This window comes from Streptomyces sp. NPDC051664 (assembly GCF_044453545.1).
Lineage (GTDB): Bacteria > Actinomycetota > Actinomycetes > Streptomycetales > Streptomycetaceae > Streptomyces.
The window spans coordinates 1-14,116 of sequence record NZ_JBITCU010000043.1 but is presented as its reverse complement, the minus strand read 5'-3'; the positions used below and the strand labels follow the sequence as shown (position 1 = coordinate 14,116).

Here is a 14,116-nt window from a genome sequence, read left to right as displayed (position 1 = left end):
TCCGGTCCCGGAATTGGGTCCGCCCCCGCTCCCATGTGAGGAGCGGGGGCGGACCCTTTGCCTTGTGGGTGGCACCGCCATGCAGCACCCCAAGGCTGTCCTTGATCACCCGAAGCGGCCGGAGATGTAGTCCTCCGTCGCCTGCACCGACGGGTTGGAGAAGATCCGCTCCGTCTCGTCGATCTCCACGAGCTTGCCGGGCTTGCCGACCGCCGCGAGGTTGAAGAACGCCGTACGGTCCGAGACGCGGGCCGCCTGCTGCATGTTGTGCGTCACGATGACGATCGTGAAGCGCTCCTTCAGCTCGCCGATCAGGTCCTCGATGGCGAGGGTGGAGATCGGGTCCAGGGCGGAGCACGGTTCGTCCATCAGCAGCACATCCGGCTCGACCGCGATCGCACGGGCGATGCACAGGCGCTGCTGCTGGCCACCGGAGAGACCGGAGCCGGGCTTGTTCAGGCGGTCCTTGACCTCGTTCCAGAGGTTGGCGCCGCGAAGGGACTTCTCGACGGTGTCCGACAGCTGGCTCTTCTTGTACGAGCCGTTCAGCTTCAGGCCTGCCGCGACATTGTCGAAGATCGACATCGTCGGGAACGGGTTCGGGCGCTGGAAGACCATGCCGACCGTGCGGCGCACGGTGACCGGGTCGACGTGGGAGCCGTACAGGTTCTCGTCGTCCAGCAGCACCTTGCCCTCGACGCGGCCACCGGGGGTGACCTCGTGCATCCGGTTCAGGGTGCGCAGGAAAGTGGACTTGCCGCAGCCGGACGGGCCGATGAAGGCGGTCACGGAGCGGGGCTCCACGGTCATCGAGATGTCCTCGATGGCGAGGTGGGAGCCGTAATAGGCGGACAGGCCGCTGACGTCGATGCGCTTGGCCATCTGAATCACTGCTTCTTTCGTGCCGCGTCAGCGGCCGGTCTTCGGGGCCTTCCAGCGGGCGATGCCGCGGGCCACCAGATTGAGGATCATGACGAAGGCGATCAGGACCAGAGCGGCGGCCCAGGCGCGGTCGTACGACGCCTCGCTGCCGATCTTGTACTGCTCCCAGATGTAGAAGGGGAGCGACGACTGTGCGCCTTGGAAGGGGTTCGGGTTGATCAGCTGGCTGCCGAAGACCAGCAGCATGATCGGTGCGGTCTCGCCGGCGATCCGGGCGATCGCGAGCATCACACCGGTGGTGATGCCGCCGATCGCGGTGGGCAGGACCACCTTCAGAATGGTGCGCCACTTCGGGATGCCGAGGGCGAGCGATGCCTCACGGAGCTCGTTCGGGACGAGCTTGAGCATCTCCTCGGTGGAGCGGACCACGACCGGGATCATCAGGATCGTGAGCGCCAGCGAACCCATCAGGCCGGACGGCTGGAGCTTCGTCATCAGCATGATCGACAGGATGAAGAGGCCGGCCACGATGGACGGGATGCCGGTCATCACGTCGACGAAGAACGTCACGGCCTTGGCGAGCGCGCCCTTGCCGTACTCCACCAGGTAGACGGCGGTCAGCAGGCCGATCGGGGCCGAGATCAGGGTGGCGAGGCCGACCTGTTCCAGGGTGCCGATCAGTGCGTGGTAGACACCGCCGCCCGGCTCCGTGCCGAGCACGCCGGCCATGGAGTGGGTGAGGAAGTAGCCGTCCAGGACCTTCGCGCCGCGGCTGACCGTCGTCCAGACCAGCGAGGCCAGCGGAACGATGGCGAGGAGGAAGCACACCCAGACGATGCTGGTGGCGAGCCGGTCCTTGGCCTGGCGCCGGTTCTCGACGACCGACGTCGTGACGTACGAGATGACGACGAACAGCACCGCGGAGAACAGGCCCCACTGGATGCGGCTCTGCCAGCCCGCCGCCGCGCCGATACCGACGCCGAGCACGACCGCTGCGGCCGCGAAGGCGAGCGGGGCCCAGCGGGGGAGCGCCCGGCTGCTGAGGCTGTTCCTGGAAGCGGCCGCCGTGGAGGTGGGGCGTTCCTGGATGCCGGTGTTGGCTGCCTGGCTCATGCGTTGGCCCCCGAGTACTCCTTGCGGCGGGCGATGATGAGCCGGGCCGCGCCGTTGACCAGCAGGGTGAGGATGAAGAGGACGAGGCCGGAGGCGATCAGGGCGTCACGCCCGAACTGGTCGGCCTCGTCGAACTTCGCGGCGATGTTCTGGGCGAACGTTCCGCCGCCGGGATTCAGCACATGCGCCGAGATGAGGAAGCTCGGCGAGAGGACCGTGGCGACGGCCATCGTCTCGCCGAGTGCGCGGCCGAGGCCCAGCATCGACGCGGAGATCACGCCGGAGCGGCCGAAGGGAAGCACCGAGAGGCGGATGACCTCCCAGCGGGTGGCGCCGAGGGCGAGGGCGGCTTCCTCGTTCATCCTCGGGACCTGGAGGAAGACCTCGCGGCTGACGCTCGTCACGATCGGCAGGATCATGATCGCGAGCAGGATGCCGACGGTGAAGAGCGAGCGGGCGACGCCGACCTCGGTCTTGTCCAGCACGTACGTCCAGCCGAAGAACTGGTCGAGCCAGAGGTTCAGGCCCTCCAGGTACGGGACCAGGAAGAGGGCGCCCCAGATGCCGTACACGATGCTCGGCACTGCGGCGAGCAGGTCGACGACGTACGCGAGGGGCGCGGCCAGCTTGCGCGGCGCGTAGTGCGAGATGAAGAGGGCGATACCGACAGCGATCGGAACCGCGATGGCCATCGCGATGATCGAGCTGACGACTGTGCCGAAGAGCAGGACCGCGATACCGAAGACCGGCTTGTCGCCGACCGGGTTCCAGTCCAGCGTGGTGAAGAAGTTGCCCTGGTCCTTGGAGACGGCGAGGGTCGCGCGGTACGTCAGGAACGCGGCGATCGACGCCATGATCACGAGCAGCAGAATGCCTGAACCCCGTGAGAGGCCCAGGAAGATTTTGTCGCCTGCGCGTCCGGGGGCCTTGGGCCTGGCGCGCTTGCGCTGCACCGGGCGCGCCGGTGGCGTGTCTATCGGTGTGGTGGAAGCCATGGTCTTTCCGGTCTGTGTGGGGGAGCTGTGTGGCTCCCCTGGCGGCGGTGCACCGGATGGGGTGGGGTGGCGAGCCGGCCCGGAGGGGTGCACCGGACCGGCCGCCTGTGTTGCTTGCGTTGCGTGTGGAGCTGATTCAGCTGGTGTTGCGGGTGTTGCTTCTGGTTACTTGAGGGACGCGATGGTCTCGCGGACCTTGGCGTTGATCTCGGTCGGGATCGGCGCGTAACCGGCGTCGGTGAGGAGCTTCTGGCCCTCGTCACCGGCGGTGTAGTTCAGGAAGGACTTGACCGTGGAGAGCGTCTCGGCCTTGTTGCCCGTGTCGCAGACGACCTCGTACGTCACCAGGACGATCGGGTACGCACCCTCGGCCTTGGTGGTGTAGTCGAGGTCGAGCGCCAGGTCCTTGCCGGTGCCCGCGACCTTGGCGGCGGCGATGGCCTTGGAGGCGTTCTCCGAGGAGGCCTTGACCGGGGCGGAGCCACCGGTGTTGATGTCGACCGTGGAGATGGACTGCGAAGAGGCGTACGAGAGCTCGAAGTAACCGATCGAGCCGTCGACCTGCTTCACCTGGGCGGCGACACCGGCGGAGCCGGACGCGGCCTGGCCACCGGGGGCCGGCCACTTCTTCTCGGGCTCGTACTTCCAGTCGTTCGGCGCGGTGGCCGCGAGGTACTTGCCGAGGTTCTGCGTGGTGCCGGAGTCCTCGGAGCGGTGGAAGGCCTGGATCGCCTTGTTCGGAAGCTTCACGCCGTCGTTGAGCTTGGCGATCGCCTTGTCGTTCCACTTCTTGATCTTGCCGTCGAAGATCTTGGCAAGCGTGGGGGCGTCCAGCGTCAGGCTGTCGACACCCTCGAGGTGGAAGCCGATCGCGATCGGGCCGCCGACCATCGGGAGGTTGATGCCCTGTCCGGTCTTGCAGATCTTCTTCGAGTCGGCGACCTCTTCGGGCTTCAGCGCCGAGTCGGAGCCGGCGAAGCCGACGGTGCCCTGGTTGAAGGCGATGATGCCTTCACCCGAGGACGACGCCTTGTAGTTGATCTCCACGCCCGTGCAGCCGGCCATGTAGTTCTTGACCCAGAGGTCCATGGCGTTCTTCTGTGCGCTGGAGCCGGAGGCGAGCAGCTGACCCTTGGCGTCGTCGCACTTGACGTCCGACGCGGCGCTCGTCTTCTCGCCGCTGCCGCCGGTGGCGCTGCCGCTGTTGTTGTCCGAACCGCACGCCGTGAGGACCAGGGCGCTGGAGACGGCGAGGGCACCGAGCGCGGTGGCACGAAGCCGGTTCTTGCGCTGAAGCTTCACTTTCGGGTGTTTCCTTCCAGGAGCCGCCGAGGTCTTGTTCGTTCTACGACGGCGTGCGATGTGGTGGGTGGTGCGGCGTTTCGCCGCGCACCGTGCACTGCCGAAATTAGGCAGAACAGGTGAAGTGGCCTACGGGGGAGAGTGAACGGAAGGTGAACCGTGGCGGGCGGTGCGGTGCGGCGCTCGCGCTGCGGTTGCGTGATGTGCGCGGAGCGTGTGCTGACCGGGGGCCGGTGGGCCCTTTACCCCTCGATCGCCGGGTGGCTTGAAAGTGCCCCTATGCCGTCGGCAGGGCGGTCAGCAGTGCGTCCAGCAACGCACGGTCGCGGGGCTGGGTGAGGCGGGTACGGGCCGCTTCCGGGGAGAGCCAGAGGACGCGGTCCACCTCGTCGCCCGGGACGAACGCGCCGTCCGTCGCCTCGGCCGCCCAGTACGTGACTTCCTTGGGACGGCCGTTCGCGACGTACCGGACGGTGGGCAGCGGGGCACCCGGTACGCAGTGGTGCCCGGTCTCCTCAAGGACCTCGCGCAGGGCCGCGTCCCTCGCCGGCTCGCCACGCTTGAGCTTGCCCTTCGGGTGCGACCAGTCGTCGTAGCGGGGCCGGTGGACCAGGCAGATCTCCAGCTCTCCGGAGTGCGGCGCCCGGCGCCACAGCACGCACCCCGCGGCCAGCACGGTGGTGCCGGTCATGGCGCGGTCACGGCCGCCGCGTACGGCCAGGTCTCCCGAAAAGCCCCGCGGGCCGCCTCCACCTCGTGCCGCTGGTCGGCGTGGAGCACTCCCAGGGCGTACGCGGTGGCCGGCGCGATCCGGGGTGTGCGGGCTGCCGCTGCCGCTGCCGCTGCCGCCTCTGCCGCGTCCCGGTGCAGGTCGAGCGCGTGCCCGGGGGCGGCCAGGACCGGGTCGGGGGCGCCGCGTACCACCTCGTGGGCGTACCGGTGCAGTCGCAGCAGAAGGCGGGTCTGGTGCCAGGGTGCGTCGTACGCCTCGTTGTACGGCTCGGCCGCCCCGTCCGACGGGAGCGCGGCCACCGCACCGAGCAGCCGCTGTTCGGCGCGGTCGGCGGGCCCGTGCAGCATCTCGACGGCCGGGGCGTCGGCCGCGGCGGAGAGCGGGACCTCGGAGGCGAGCAGGGCGACCGCGTCGGCGACCGCGTGGAACCGGGACGAGCCCAGCGCCTGGAGCGCCGCCGAGTGCGCGCGGGTTCTGGCGAGGGTCAGCTGCCGCTCCAGCAGCGCCCCGGCCCGGGCCGCGCCGACGTCGAGCGCGGCGCCGCGTTCCTTGGCGTGGACGACGGCCTGCTGGGCGACTTCGTGCTGGGCGGCATCGGTGTCGCGGGGTACGACGGCCGTGGCCTTCGCGCGGGCCGCGGGCAGCGAGGAGCCGGACAGGGCGTGCAGCGCGTCGAGGAGCCGGGTGAGCCGGGTCGCGTACGCGTGCTCGCGGGCCAGGGTGCCGGAGAGCCAGGCCAGTTCCGTACGGAGCTGTTCGGCCCAGCCCGGTTCGAGTGCCGAGCGGAAGGTGTGCAGGGTGCCGCTGATGCGGCGGGCCGACCGGCGCAGGGCGCAGGCGGCCTCTTCGGCGACGAGGGACCCGGCGTCCGTGGGAGCGCTGTTCTCGTGGTGCAGGCGCAGGCTCCGCAGGAAGTCCGCGGCCTGTTCCTGCAGGTAGGGGCCGAGGACCGCACCCGCGGACACGTCCGTCCGGGTCGTCGTCTGGTGGTCAGGGCGTCGCACGCCGGCGCCTCCGGGCGTCAATGAGTATTTCCTGTACGTGCCGCAGCGGCTGGCCGTCCGCGTCCGTGGCGTGCCGGGTCCAGTTCCCGTCGGGACCGAGGTGCCAGGAGGAGGTGGTGTCGGCCATACCTGTCTCCAGGAGTCGGCTGAGCGCGACGCGGTGGGCGGGGTCGGTGACGCGGACCAGTGCTTCGATCCGGCGGTCAAGGTTGCGGTGCATCATGTCGGCGCTGCCGAACCACACTTCGGGTTCGCCGCCGTTGCCGAACGAGAAGACCCGGGAGTGTTCGAGGAAGCGGCCCAGTATCGAGCGGACCCGGATGTTCTCGGAGAGGCCGGGGACGCCGGGGCGGATCGCGCAGATGCCGCGTACCCAGATGTCCACCGGGACGCCCGCCTGGGCGGCCCGGTAGCAGGCGTCGATGATCGCTTCGTCGACCATCGAGTTGACCTTGAAGCGCACGTAGGCGGGGCGCCCGGCCCGCTGGTGCGCGATCTCCTTGTTTATGCGGGCGATCAGTCCGTCGCGCAGGGACTTCGGGGCGACGAGCAGCCGACGGTACGTCTCGCGGCGGGAGTAGCCGGAGAGCCGGTTGAAGAGGTCGGAGAGATCCGCCCCGACCTGCGGGTCCGCGGTCAGCAGGCCGAGGTCCTCGTACAGCCGCGCCGTCTTCGGGTGGTAGTTGCCGGTCCCGACGTGCGAGTAGCGGCGCAGCGTGTCGCCCTCCTGGCGGACCACGAGCGAGAGCTTGCAGTGGGTCTTCAGCCCGACGAGGCCGTAGACGACATGGCAGCCGGCCTCCTCCAGCTTGCGCGCCCACTTGATGTTGGCCTGCTCGTCGAAGCGGGCCTTGATCTCGACGAGTACGAGGACCTGTTTGCCGGACTCGGCGGCGTCGATCAGCGCGTCGACTATCGGCGAGTCGCCCGAGGTCCGGTACAGCGTCTGCTTGATCGCGAGCACGTCCGGGTCACCCGCCGCCTGCTCCAGGAACGCCTGGACGGAGGTGGAGAACGAGTCGTACGGGTGGTGCAGCAGCACATCACGTTCGCGCAGCGCGGCGAAGATGTCCGGTGCGGAGGCGGACTCGACCTCGGCGAGATCGCGGTGGGTGCCCGCGATGAACTTGGGGAACTTCAGCTCGGGCCGGTCCAGGGACGCTATGCCGAACAGTCCGGTGAGGTCGAGAGGGCCGGGCAGCGGGTAGACCTCGGCGTCGGACACCTTGAGCTCCCGGACCAGCAGGTCCAGGACGTACGGGTCGATGGACTCCTCGACCTCCAGGCGCACCGGCGGGCCGAAACGGCGCCGCATGAGCTCCTTCTCCAGGGCCTTGAGGAGGTTCTCGGCGTCGTCCTCCTCGACCTCCAGGTCCTCGTTCCGGGTGACCCGGAACATGTGGTGGGCAAGGACCTCCATGCCGGGGAAGAGCTCTTCCAGGTGCGCGGCGATGATGTCCTCGATGGGGACGTACCGCTGCGGAGACGCCTCCAGGAACCGGGTCAGCAGCGGCGGCACCTTGACGCGGGCGAAGTGGCGGTGTCCGCTCACCGGGTTGCGTACGACGACCGCGAGGTTGAGCGAGAGGCCTGAGATGTACGGGAACGGGTGTGCCGGGTCGACGGCCAGCGGCGTCAGTACGGGGAAGACCCGCTGCCGGAAGAAGGTGAACAGGCGGGCCTGTTCCTTCTCGGTCAGCTCCGGCCAGCGGATCAGCTGGATGCCCTCGTCGGAAAGTGCGGGCGCGATGTCCTGCTGGTAACAGGCGGCGTGCCGGGCCATGAGCTCTCGGGACCGGGTCCAGATCAGGTCGAGGACCTCACGGGGCTGCAGACCGGAGGCGGAGCGGGTGGCGACGCCGGTGGCGATACGGCGCTTGAGACCCGCCACCCGGACCATGAAGAACTCGTCCAGGTTAGAGGCGAAGATGGCGAGGAAATTCGCCCGTTCGAGGAGGGGCGTAGCAGGGTCCTCGGCCAGTTCCAGCACTCGCTCGTTGAACGCGAGCCAGCTGCGCTCCCGGTCCAGGAACCGGCCATGGGGCAGCTCGTCGCCGTCGACATCGGGTTCGTACGCATCCGCGTCCGCGTCGAGATCGGGATCGAGGTCGGCGGCGGTGGAAAGTCCGCCGTTCGCCGACGCGACGGCATGCGGACGGTGCGCGGCGAGAGAGCCGATGGACGGCTGCGCGGCGGGCTGGACCGGGACCTCGGAGCTGGGCTGCTGGCTCATGGCCCTATTGTTCCGCGCGGAAGGCCCCTGGGGCGCGTCGGACGGTACGGGGACCGCGGGAATCGCACGGTCTCTGCCGGGATTTTTCCCGTTGCGGGGGGTCGGCACAGCTGGCTGCATCCTGAGAGGGTTGCAAGCGCGTCTGAATGGCCGGTAACGGCGACATGACGTGCAGGAAGCGGTGTGCGGGTGCGCAGTTGCGCCGACGGGGCGCCTGTGCGGGGTCCGGGCCGCCCCCCCCGCGCGGCCCGGACCCCGGCGATCGGGGCGGATCAGCCGTGGCGGCGGCGCAGCACGCGGAAGGCGAGGGCGACGGCAGCGGCGGCGAGGACGAGCAGGATGCCGGTCTCGACGAGCTGGAGCGGCCAGAAGTGCGAGGCGGGGTGGTAGTCGCCGAAGGCCGTGATGCCGCCCCGGTTGCGCAGGCAGCTCGTGAAGGACTCCGCCGAGTCGGTCGGGAAACAGTCCTTCCAGTAGATCTCCTTGCCGGAGGCGGTGAGCATGCCCGACTCGATGTGCCAGGTGTCACCGGTCGGGTAGTCGCGGCCCAGATAGCGGACGGTCGGCCAGAGCTCGTAGCGGCGCTTGCCGAACCCCAGCATGACCGTGCCGAGGACGAGGGCCGTGAGGCTCATGGACAGGACGGTGCGGCGTACGACCACGGCGCACAGGGCGCCGACGGCCACGGCCAGCAGGGCGTAGGCGACGGCGGTCGGACCGAGGGCGGGGTGGATATCGTTCTCGTTCCAGCTCAGTCCCGTGGCGTGCGCCTTGCTCTGCATACCCGACAAGCCCCATCGGTAGACGAGGACCAGAGTGGTCATCCCGGCGGTCGTCAGAGCCGCAGGAAGGGCGAGCCGGGCCGCCAGCCACTGGGCCGGGGACACGGACTGGACCCAGGCGAGCCGGTACGTACCGCTCTCCAGCTCGCGGGCGATCAGCGGTCCCGCGACGAAGACGCCGATGAGCCCGGCGAGCAGCAGGACGGCGGTGCCGCCGCCCGACAGATAGGTCTCGGTGGCGGTGCGGGCGTACGTGGTCAGGTACAGGCCGTCGCCGCAGCGGGTGATATCGCCGTCGGCGCAGCGTTCGGCCGAGCTCGCGGCCGCGACCCAGATCCGGAGCCCGACCACGATGGAGACGCCCAGCACCAGGAGTGCGCCGGCCGCCCACAGGGAACGGCGGTGCTGGCGGAGAAGGACGCGGACGGGGCCCCGCAACCCGGAGGCGGGTGCGACGGGCGTACGCAGACCGATGGCGCTCATACGGCAGCCACCTCCCTGCCGGCCTCGGCGCTCGGCGTCAGCAGCGCCGGTGCCTCCGGTGACCGGAGATGCGCCAGCAGCAGTTCCTCGAGCGACGGTTCCGCGATCTCCCAGGCCGAGTCGTCCACCGGGCCCTCCCTCCGTACCAGTGCGGTCAGCTGCCGTCCCGTCGTGCGGGACTCGACGACGGTGTGCGGTGCCAGCTCCCGTACCGGACCCGTCAGCAGGGCGTGCGCGGCGAGTATGTCCTCCGTCTCGCCGCCGAGGCGGACCCGGCCGCCGTCGACGAGCAGGAGGTAGTCGCAGGCACCCTCCAGCTCGGCGAGGATGTGCGAGGACATCACGATGGTGGTGGCGTGCTCGGCGGCCTCCGCCATCAGGACGCCCATCAGCTGGTGCCGGGCGAGCGGGTCGAGGTCGGCCATCGGTTCGTCGAGCAGCAGCAGTTCGGCCCGCTTGCCGAGCGCGAGGGCCAGAGCCAGGCGAGTGCGCCGGCCGCCGGAGAGCGTACGGACCCTGGCGTCCTTGGGCAGGTCCCCGATGACGCGCTCGGCGGTGGCCTGGTCCCAGGTGGCGGGGTTCAGCTCGGCGCCCGCCCAGAGCGTCTCGGCGACCGTCAACTGCGGGTACAGCGGCTTGTCCTGGGCCACGAACGCCATCCGGGACCGCGCCTCGGCGGGCGTGGCGCCCAGGATCCGTACCATTCCCTCGACCGGCCGCAGGAACCCCGCGGCGAGGGCGAGCAGGGTGGACTTGCCTGCGCCGTTGGGCCCGACGAGCGCGCACACGCGCCCCGTGGGCAGCCGGAACGAACAGTCGCGCACCGCCCACCCCCCTGCCCCGCGCCGGTACTTCATGCCGAGGCCGTTCGCCTCGATCGCAGCGCCTGTCATGTGTGGCTGTCCCCCTTGAACGTGCTGTCCAGTACGGCGGTGAAGAGCGCGTTCATGTCGTCGCGTTCCAGTCCCGCCTCCCGCGCCCGGCGGGCCCAGTCGGTGAGTTCGCCCCGCAGGGGCGTGTCCGTGGTGGCCGTGGAGCCGAGGGTCCGGCGCACGAACGTGCCGAGCCCGCGCCGGGCCTCGACGAGACCTTCGCGTTCCAGCTCGCGGTAGGCCTTGAGCACGGTGTTCGGGTTGATGGCGGTGGCCTCGACGACCTCGCGTGCGGTGGGCAGCCGGTCGCCGGGCTCCAGCAGGCCGAGGCGGAGGGCCTGTTTGGTCTGCTGGACGATCTGGAGGTACGTGGCGACGCCGCTGCGCCGGTCGATGCGGAACTCGACCGCTGCGGACTCTGCCATGTTCACCCCTTTCACTAATTGAGTAGTGAAAGGGTGTCGGAAAGAAGGGGCGGCGTCAAGCGACGCCGCCCCTTGGGAAAGCTGTGCCGCCCAGGACTCCGGGCGGGCTGCTCGGGTCTCCGAACTGGCTGTTCAGGACTCCGTGCGGTACATCAGGTCCACCTCGTGGGTGGCGAAGCCCATCCGTTCGTACACCGTCAGGGCCGCCTTGTTGTCCGCGTCGACGTAGAGCATCGCGGTCGGCAGCCCCTCGGCGGCGAGATGGCGCAGCCCGATCGCGGTGAGTGCCTTGCCGAGGCCGCCGCCCTGCGCGTCGGGCCGGATGCCGAGGACGTACACCTCGCCGAGCTGCTCCTCGGCGTGCACCTTCGTCCAGTGGAAGCCGATCAGCTCGCCGTCGCGCTCGGCCAGGAAGAAGCCCTTCGGGTCGAACCACGGCTCTGCCTTGCGGTCGTCCAGGTCGCGCTGGGTGAGCGCCCCCTGCTCGGGGTGGTGGGCGAAGGCGGCGCTGTTCACCGCGAGCCAGGCGACGTCGTCCTGGCCGGGCACGAAGGTGCGGACGGTGACGCCCGGCGGCAGCACGGGCTCCGCCATGTCCAACGGGCTCAAGCTGCGGCGCAGCTGACGCAGTTCACGGAAGAGGGAGAGGCCGAGGACCTGGGCGAGGTGGCGCGCCGCGGACTTCCCGCCGTGCGCCCAGACGCGCAGCCGCTTCCCGGTCGCCGCGAGCAGCGCGGCGCCCAGCGCCCGCCCGTGCCCCTGGCCGCGGTGCGCAGGGTGCACGACCAGCTCGGCGGCCGGCGCCTCGACGGGGTCGGTGTCCTCCAGCTGTGCGTACCCGACGAGGGTGCCCGAGCTGGTGAGCAGAAGGTGGCGCACACCCTCCCGGCGCCCGCCCCTGAGCTGCAGCCGGCCCTGCTCGGAGACCGCGGGCCTGCCGTCGGCACGGGTCGCTTCGTCGAGCAGGTCGAGGACGGCTCCGGCCTGGTCGGCGGAGAGCACGTCGAGCGTCCGGATCTCACGCCCGGGGGCGGGGAGGGGTACATCAGTCGTCATGCGTACGAGCGTACGGCGGGGCGGGGCCGTGAGGGGGGCAGTGAGGTGTCACGGGGCTCGGCCATTGCTGTGACGTTTTCGATCGGATAGGTGCGAGATGCGGGCGGTGTGGGGGAGTTGATCCCCTTACCGACCACATGGCAACCGGTTCGTAACGCGAAACACCTGTCGCGCTACGCGCGTTGACTCTAGGCTGCGGGCCGAACCCTCCCGCTGAACTCACAAGGGGACCGATGTCAGCGACACCGCAGAAGAACCGTGCGTCCCGGCGGGTGCTCGCCGCCGCGGCCGGGCTGGCCACCGTCGGCGCACTCGTCGCCGCGATGCCGGCCGGCGCCCAGGACCGCGGTCACGGGCACGGTCACGGGCACCACACGCCCGCCCGCACCGTCGACGTCCAGCTGCTGTCCTTCAACGACCTGCACGGCAACCTGGAGCCGCCGGCCGGTTCGGCCGGCAACGTCACCGAGACGCAGGCCGACGGCACGACGAAGGCGATACCGGCCGGTGGTGTCGAGTACCTGGCCTCCTCGCTGCGCACCGCCCGCAAGGGCCACCCGTACTCCATCACCGCGGCCGGCGGCGACATGGTGGGCGCGAGCCCGCTGCTGTCCGGGCTCTTCCACGACGAGCCGACCATCGAGGCGCTCAACAAGATCGACCTCGATGTGACGACGGTCGGTAACCACGAGTTCGACGAGGGTGCCACCGAGCTGGCCCGCCTCCAGAACGGCGGCTGCCACCCGGTCGAGGGCTGCTACGAGAAGGGCAAGAAGTTCCGGGGCGCCGACTTCCCGTACCTCGCGGCCAATGTGACGGACGAGAAGACCGGCAAGCCGATCCTCAAGCCGTACACGGTGTGGAAGAAGAACGGCGTCAAGATCGGCTTCATCGGGGTGACCCTGGAGGGCACGCCGAACATCGTCACCGCCAACGGCGTCAAGGGCCTGAAGTTCCACGACGAGATCGAGACGGTCAACAAGTACGCCAAGGAGCTCGACCGGCAGGGCGTGAAGTCCATCGTCGCGCTCATCCACGAGGGCGGGGCCCCGGCCTCCTCCTCGTACAACTACAACTGCGACAGCCCCGGCGCCGGTGACGGCATCTCCGGGCCGATCGTGGACATCGCCAAGGGCATCAGCCCGAAGGTCGACGCGCTGGTCACGGGTCACACGCACCAGGCGTACGTGTGCACCGTGCCGGACCCGGCGGGCAACCCGCGTCTGGTCACCTCGGCGTCGTCGTTCGGCAAGCTGTACACGGACACGACCCTCACGTACGACCGCCGCACCAACGACATCGTGCGTACGTCGGTGAAGTCGTCGAACTCCGTGAACCCGACCTCGGCGAACCACATCGTCACCCGGGACCAGCCCAAGGCCACCGACATGACGGCCCTGATCGCCCGCTGGAACACCCTCGCGGCCCCCATCGCGAGCAAGCCGCAGGGCTTCATCTCGGCCGACATCAACGGTCGCGGCGCCACGACCCCCGAGCAGCCCCTCGGCGACCTGATCGCCGACGCGCAGCTGGAGGGCCTGGCCCCGGCGGACAAGGGCGGGGCGGTCGTCGCCTTCATGAACCCGGGCGGCATCCGCGCGGACCTGGTGTACAAGTCGACCGGCAGTGAGGGTGACGGGGTGGTGACGTACGGCGAGTCGTTCACCGTGCAGCCCTTCACCAACATGATGAATGTCGTCGACCTGACCGGTGCCCAGCTGATCAGCGCGCTCCAGCAGCAGGTCAGCGGCGCCAACGAGGCCAGCCCGAAGATCCTTCAGGTGTCCAAGGGCCTCACGTACACCCTCGACATGACGAAGACGGGAGCGGCTCGCGTCGTCGTCGACACGATCAAGCTGAACGGTGCGGCGATCGACCCGGCCAAGACGTACCGCGTCGCGATGAACGAGTTCCTCGCGGGCGGCGGCGACGGCTTCGCGGCGCTCGGACAGGGCACCAACAAGCTGGTCGGCGCGTCCGACCTGGACCTGTTCAATGCCTACCTGGCGGCGCACTCGTCGGCCACGGCGCCGCTGGCCCCGCCGGCCACGGACCGGATCACGGTCGTCAAGTAGGTCCGGCGATCGAGTGAGCGGGGGGGGGGGGGGGGGGGGGGGGGGGGGGCGGCCGCGGCCCGCGGGGGGGGGGGGGGCGGGCGGGGGGGGGGGGGGGGGGGGTATGACACAGTCGGGCTCCGGGGCAGCGAGCCCGCCGCGGTGGCCGCGAGACGCAGGGC

The 14,116-nt window shown here is 70.0% G+C and carries 12 protein-coding genes; 1 reads left to right on the top strand and 11 read right to left on the bottom strand.

The genetic code is table 11. From position 1 onward, the window contains the following. Positions 1 to 105: 105 nt before the first annotated feature. From pstB to mshD, 11 genes are all read right to left on the bottom strand, one after another. Positions 106 to 882: a phosphate ABC transporter ATP-binding protein PstB gene (gene pstB / locus ACIA8E_RS37700; protein ID WP_030972091.1), complete on the bottom strand. Its 777-nt coding sequence runs from the start codon at positions 880 to 882 to the stop codon at positions 106 to 108. Positions 883 to 909: 27 nt separating this feature from the next. After that, on the bottom strand, positions 910 to 1,995 hold the full coding sequence (gene pstA, locus ACIA8E_RS37695; RefSeq protein WP_399305526.1) for a phosphate ABC transporter permease PstA: 1,086 nt from the start codon (positions 1,993 to 1,995) through the stop codon (positions 910 to 912). Beyond that, on the bottom strand, positions 1,992 to 2,990 hold the full coding sequence (gene pstC / locus ACIA8E_RS37690) for a phosphate ABC transporter permease subunit PstC (RefSeq protein ID WP_030972095.1): 999 nt from the start codon (positions 2,988 to 2,990) through the stop codon (positions 1,992 to 1,994). Before pstC ends, pstA begins: the two co-directional genes overlap by 4 nt. 165 nt (positions 2,991 to 3,155) lie before the next feature. Then, positions 3,156 to 4,292 carry a phosphate ABC transporter substrate-binding protein PstS gene (gene pstS / locus ACIA8E_RS37685; protein ID WP_399305524.1) on the bottom strand — a complete coding sequence of 379 codons (1,137 nt, stop codon included), beginning with the start codon at positions 4,290 to 4,292 and terminating at the stop codon, positions 3,156 to 3,158. A gap of 277 nt (positions 4,293 to 4,569) precedes the next feature. After that, entirely contained in the window at positions 4,570 to 4,983 is a 414-nt protein-coding gene (locus tag ACIA8E_RS37680) for an NUDIX hydrolase (RefSeq protein WP_399305521.1), read from the bottom strand. Further along, positions 4,980 to 6,029: a CHAD domain-containing protein gene (locus tag ACIA8E_RS37675; RefSeq protein ID WP_399305518.1), complete on the bottom strand. Its 1,050-nt coding sequence runs from the start codon at positions 6,027 to 6,029 to the stop codon at positions 4,980 to 4,982. The genes ACIA8E_RS37680 and ACIA8E_RS37675 overlap by 4 nt, the downstream gene beginning before the upstream one ends. After that, a complete protein-coding gene (locus ACIA8E_RS37670; RefSeq protein ID WP_399305515.1) occupies positions 6,016 to 8,262 on the bottom strand; it encodes an RNA degradosome polyphosphate kinase in 2,247 nt (748 codons plus the stop codon). The genes ACIA8E_RS37675 and ACIA8E_RS37670 overlap by 14 nt, the downstream gene beginning before the upstream one ends. A 272-nt stretch (positions 8,263 to 8,534) precedes the next feature. Further along, entirely contained in the window at positions 8,535 to 9,527 is a 993-nt protein-coding gene (locus ACIA8E_RS37665) for an ABC transporter permease (protein ID WP_399305512.1), read from the bottom strand. Then, positions 9,524 to 10,420 carry an ABC transporter ATP-binding protein gene (locus tag ACIA8E_RS37660; RefSeq protein ID WP_399305509.1) on the bottom strand — a complete coding sequence of 299 codons (897 nt, stop codon included), beginning with the start codon at positions 10,418 to 10,420 and terminating at the stop codon, positions 9,524 to 9,526. Before ACIA8E_RS37660 ends, ACIA8E_RS37665 begins: the two co-directional genes overlap by 4 nt. Then, positions 10,417 to 10,824 carry a GntR family transcriptional regulator gene (locus ACIA8E_RS37655; protein ID WP_030925008.1) on the bottom strand — a complete coding sequence of 136 codons (408 nt, stop codon included), beginning with the start codon at positions 10,822 to 10,824 and terminating at the stop codon, positions 10,417 to 10,419. Before ACIA8E_RS37655 ends, ACIA8E_RS37660 begins: the two co-directional genes overlap by 4 nt. Before the next feature lie 132 nt (positions 10,825 to 10,956). Then, a complete protein-coding gene (gene mshD / locus ACIA8E_RS37650; protein ID WP_399305505.1) occupies positions 10,957 to 11,880 on the bottom strand; it encodes a mycothiol synthase in 924 nt (307 codons plus the stop codon). 233 nt (positions 11,881 to 12,113) lie between these two features. Here mshD and ACIA8E_RS37645 point away from each other — a divergent pair, with 233 nt between their 5' ends. Beyond that, the gene (locus ACIA8E_RS37645; protein WP_399305502.1) at positions 12,114 to 13,955 is read left to right on the top strand and encodes a bifunctional metallophosphatase/5'-nucleotidase; all 1,842 of its coding nucleotides are present in this window, start codon (positions 12,114 to 12,116) and stop codon (positions 13,953 to 13,955) included. The last annotated feature ends 161 nt before the right edge of the window (positions 13,956 to 14,116 follow it).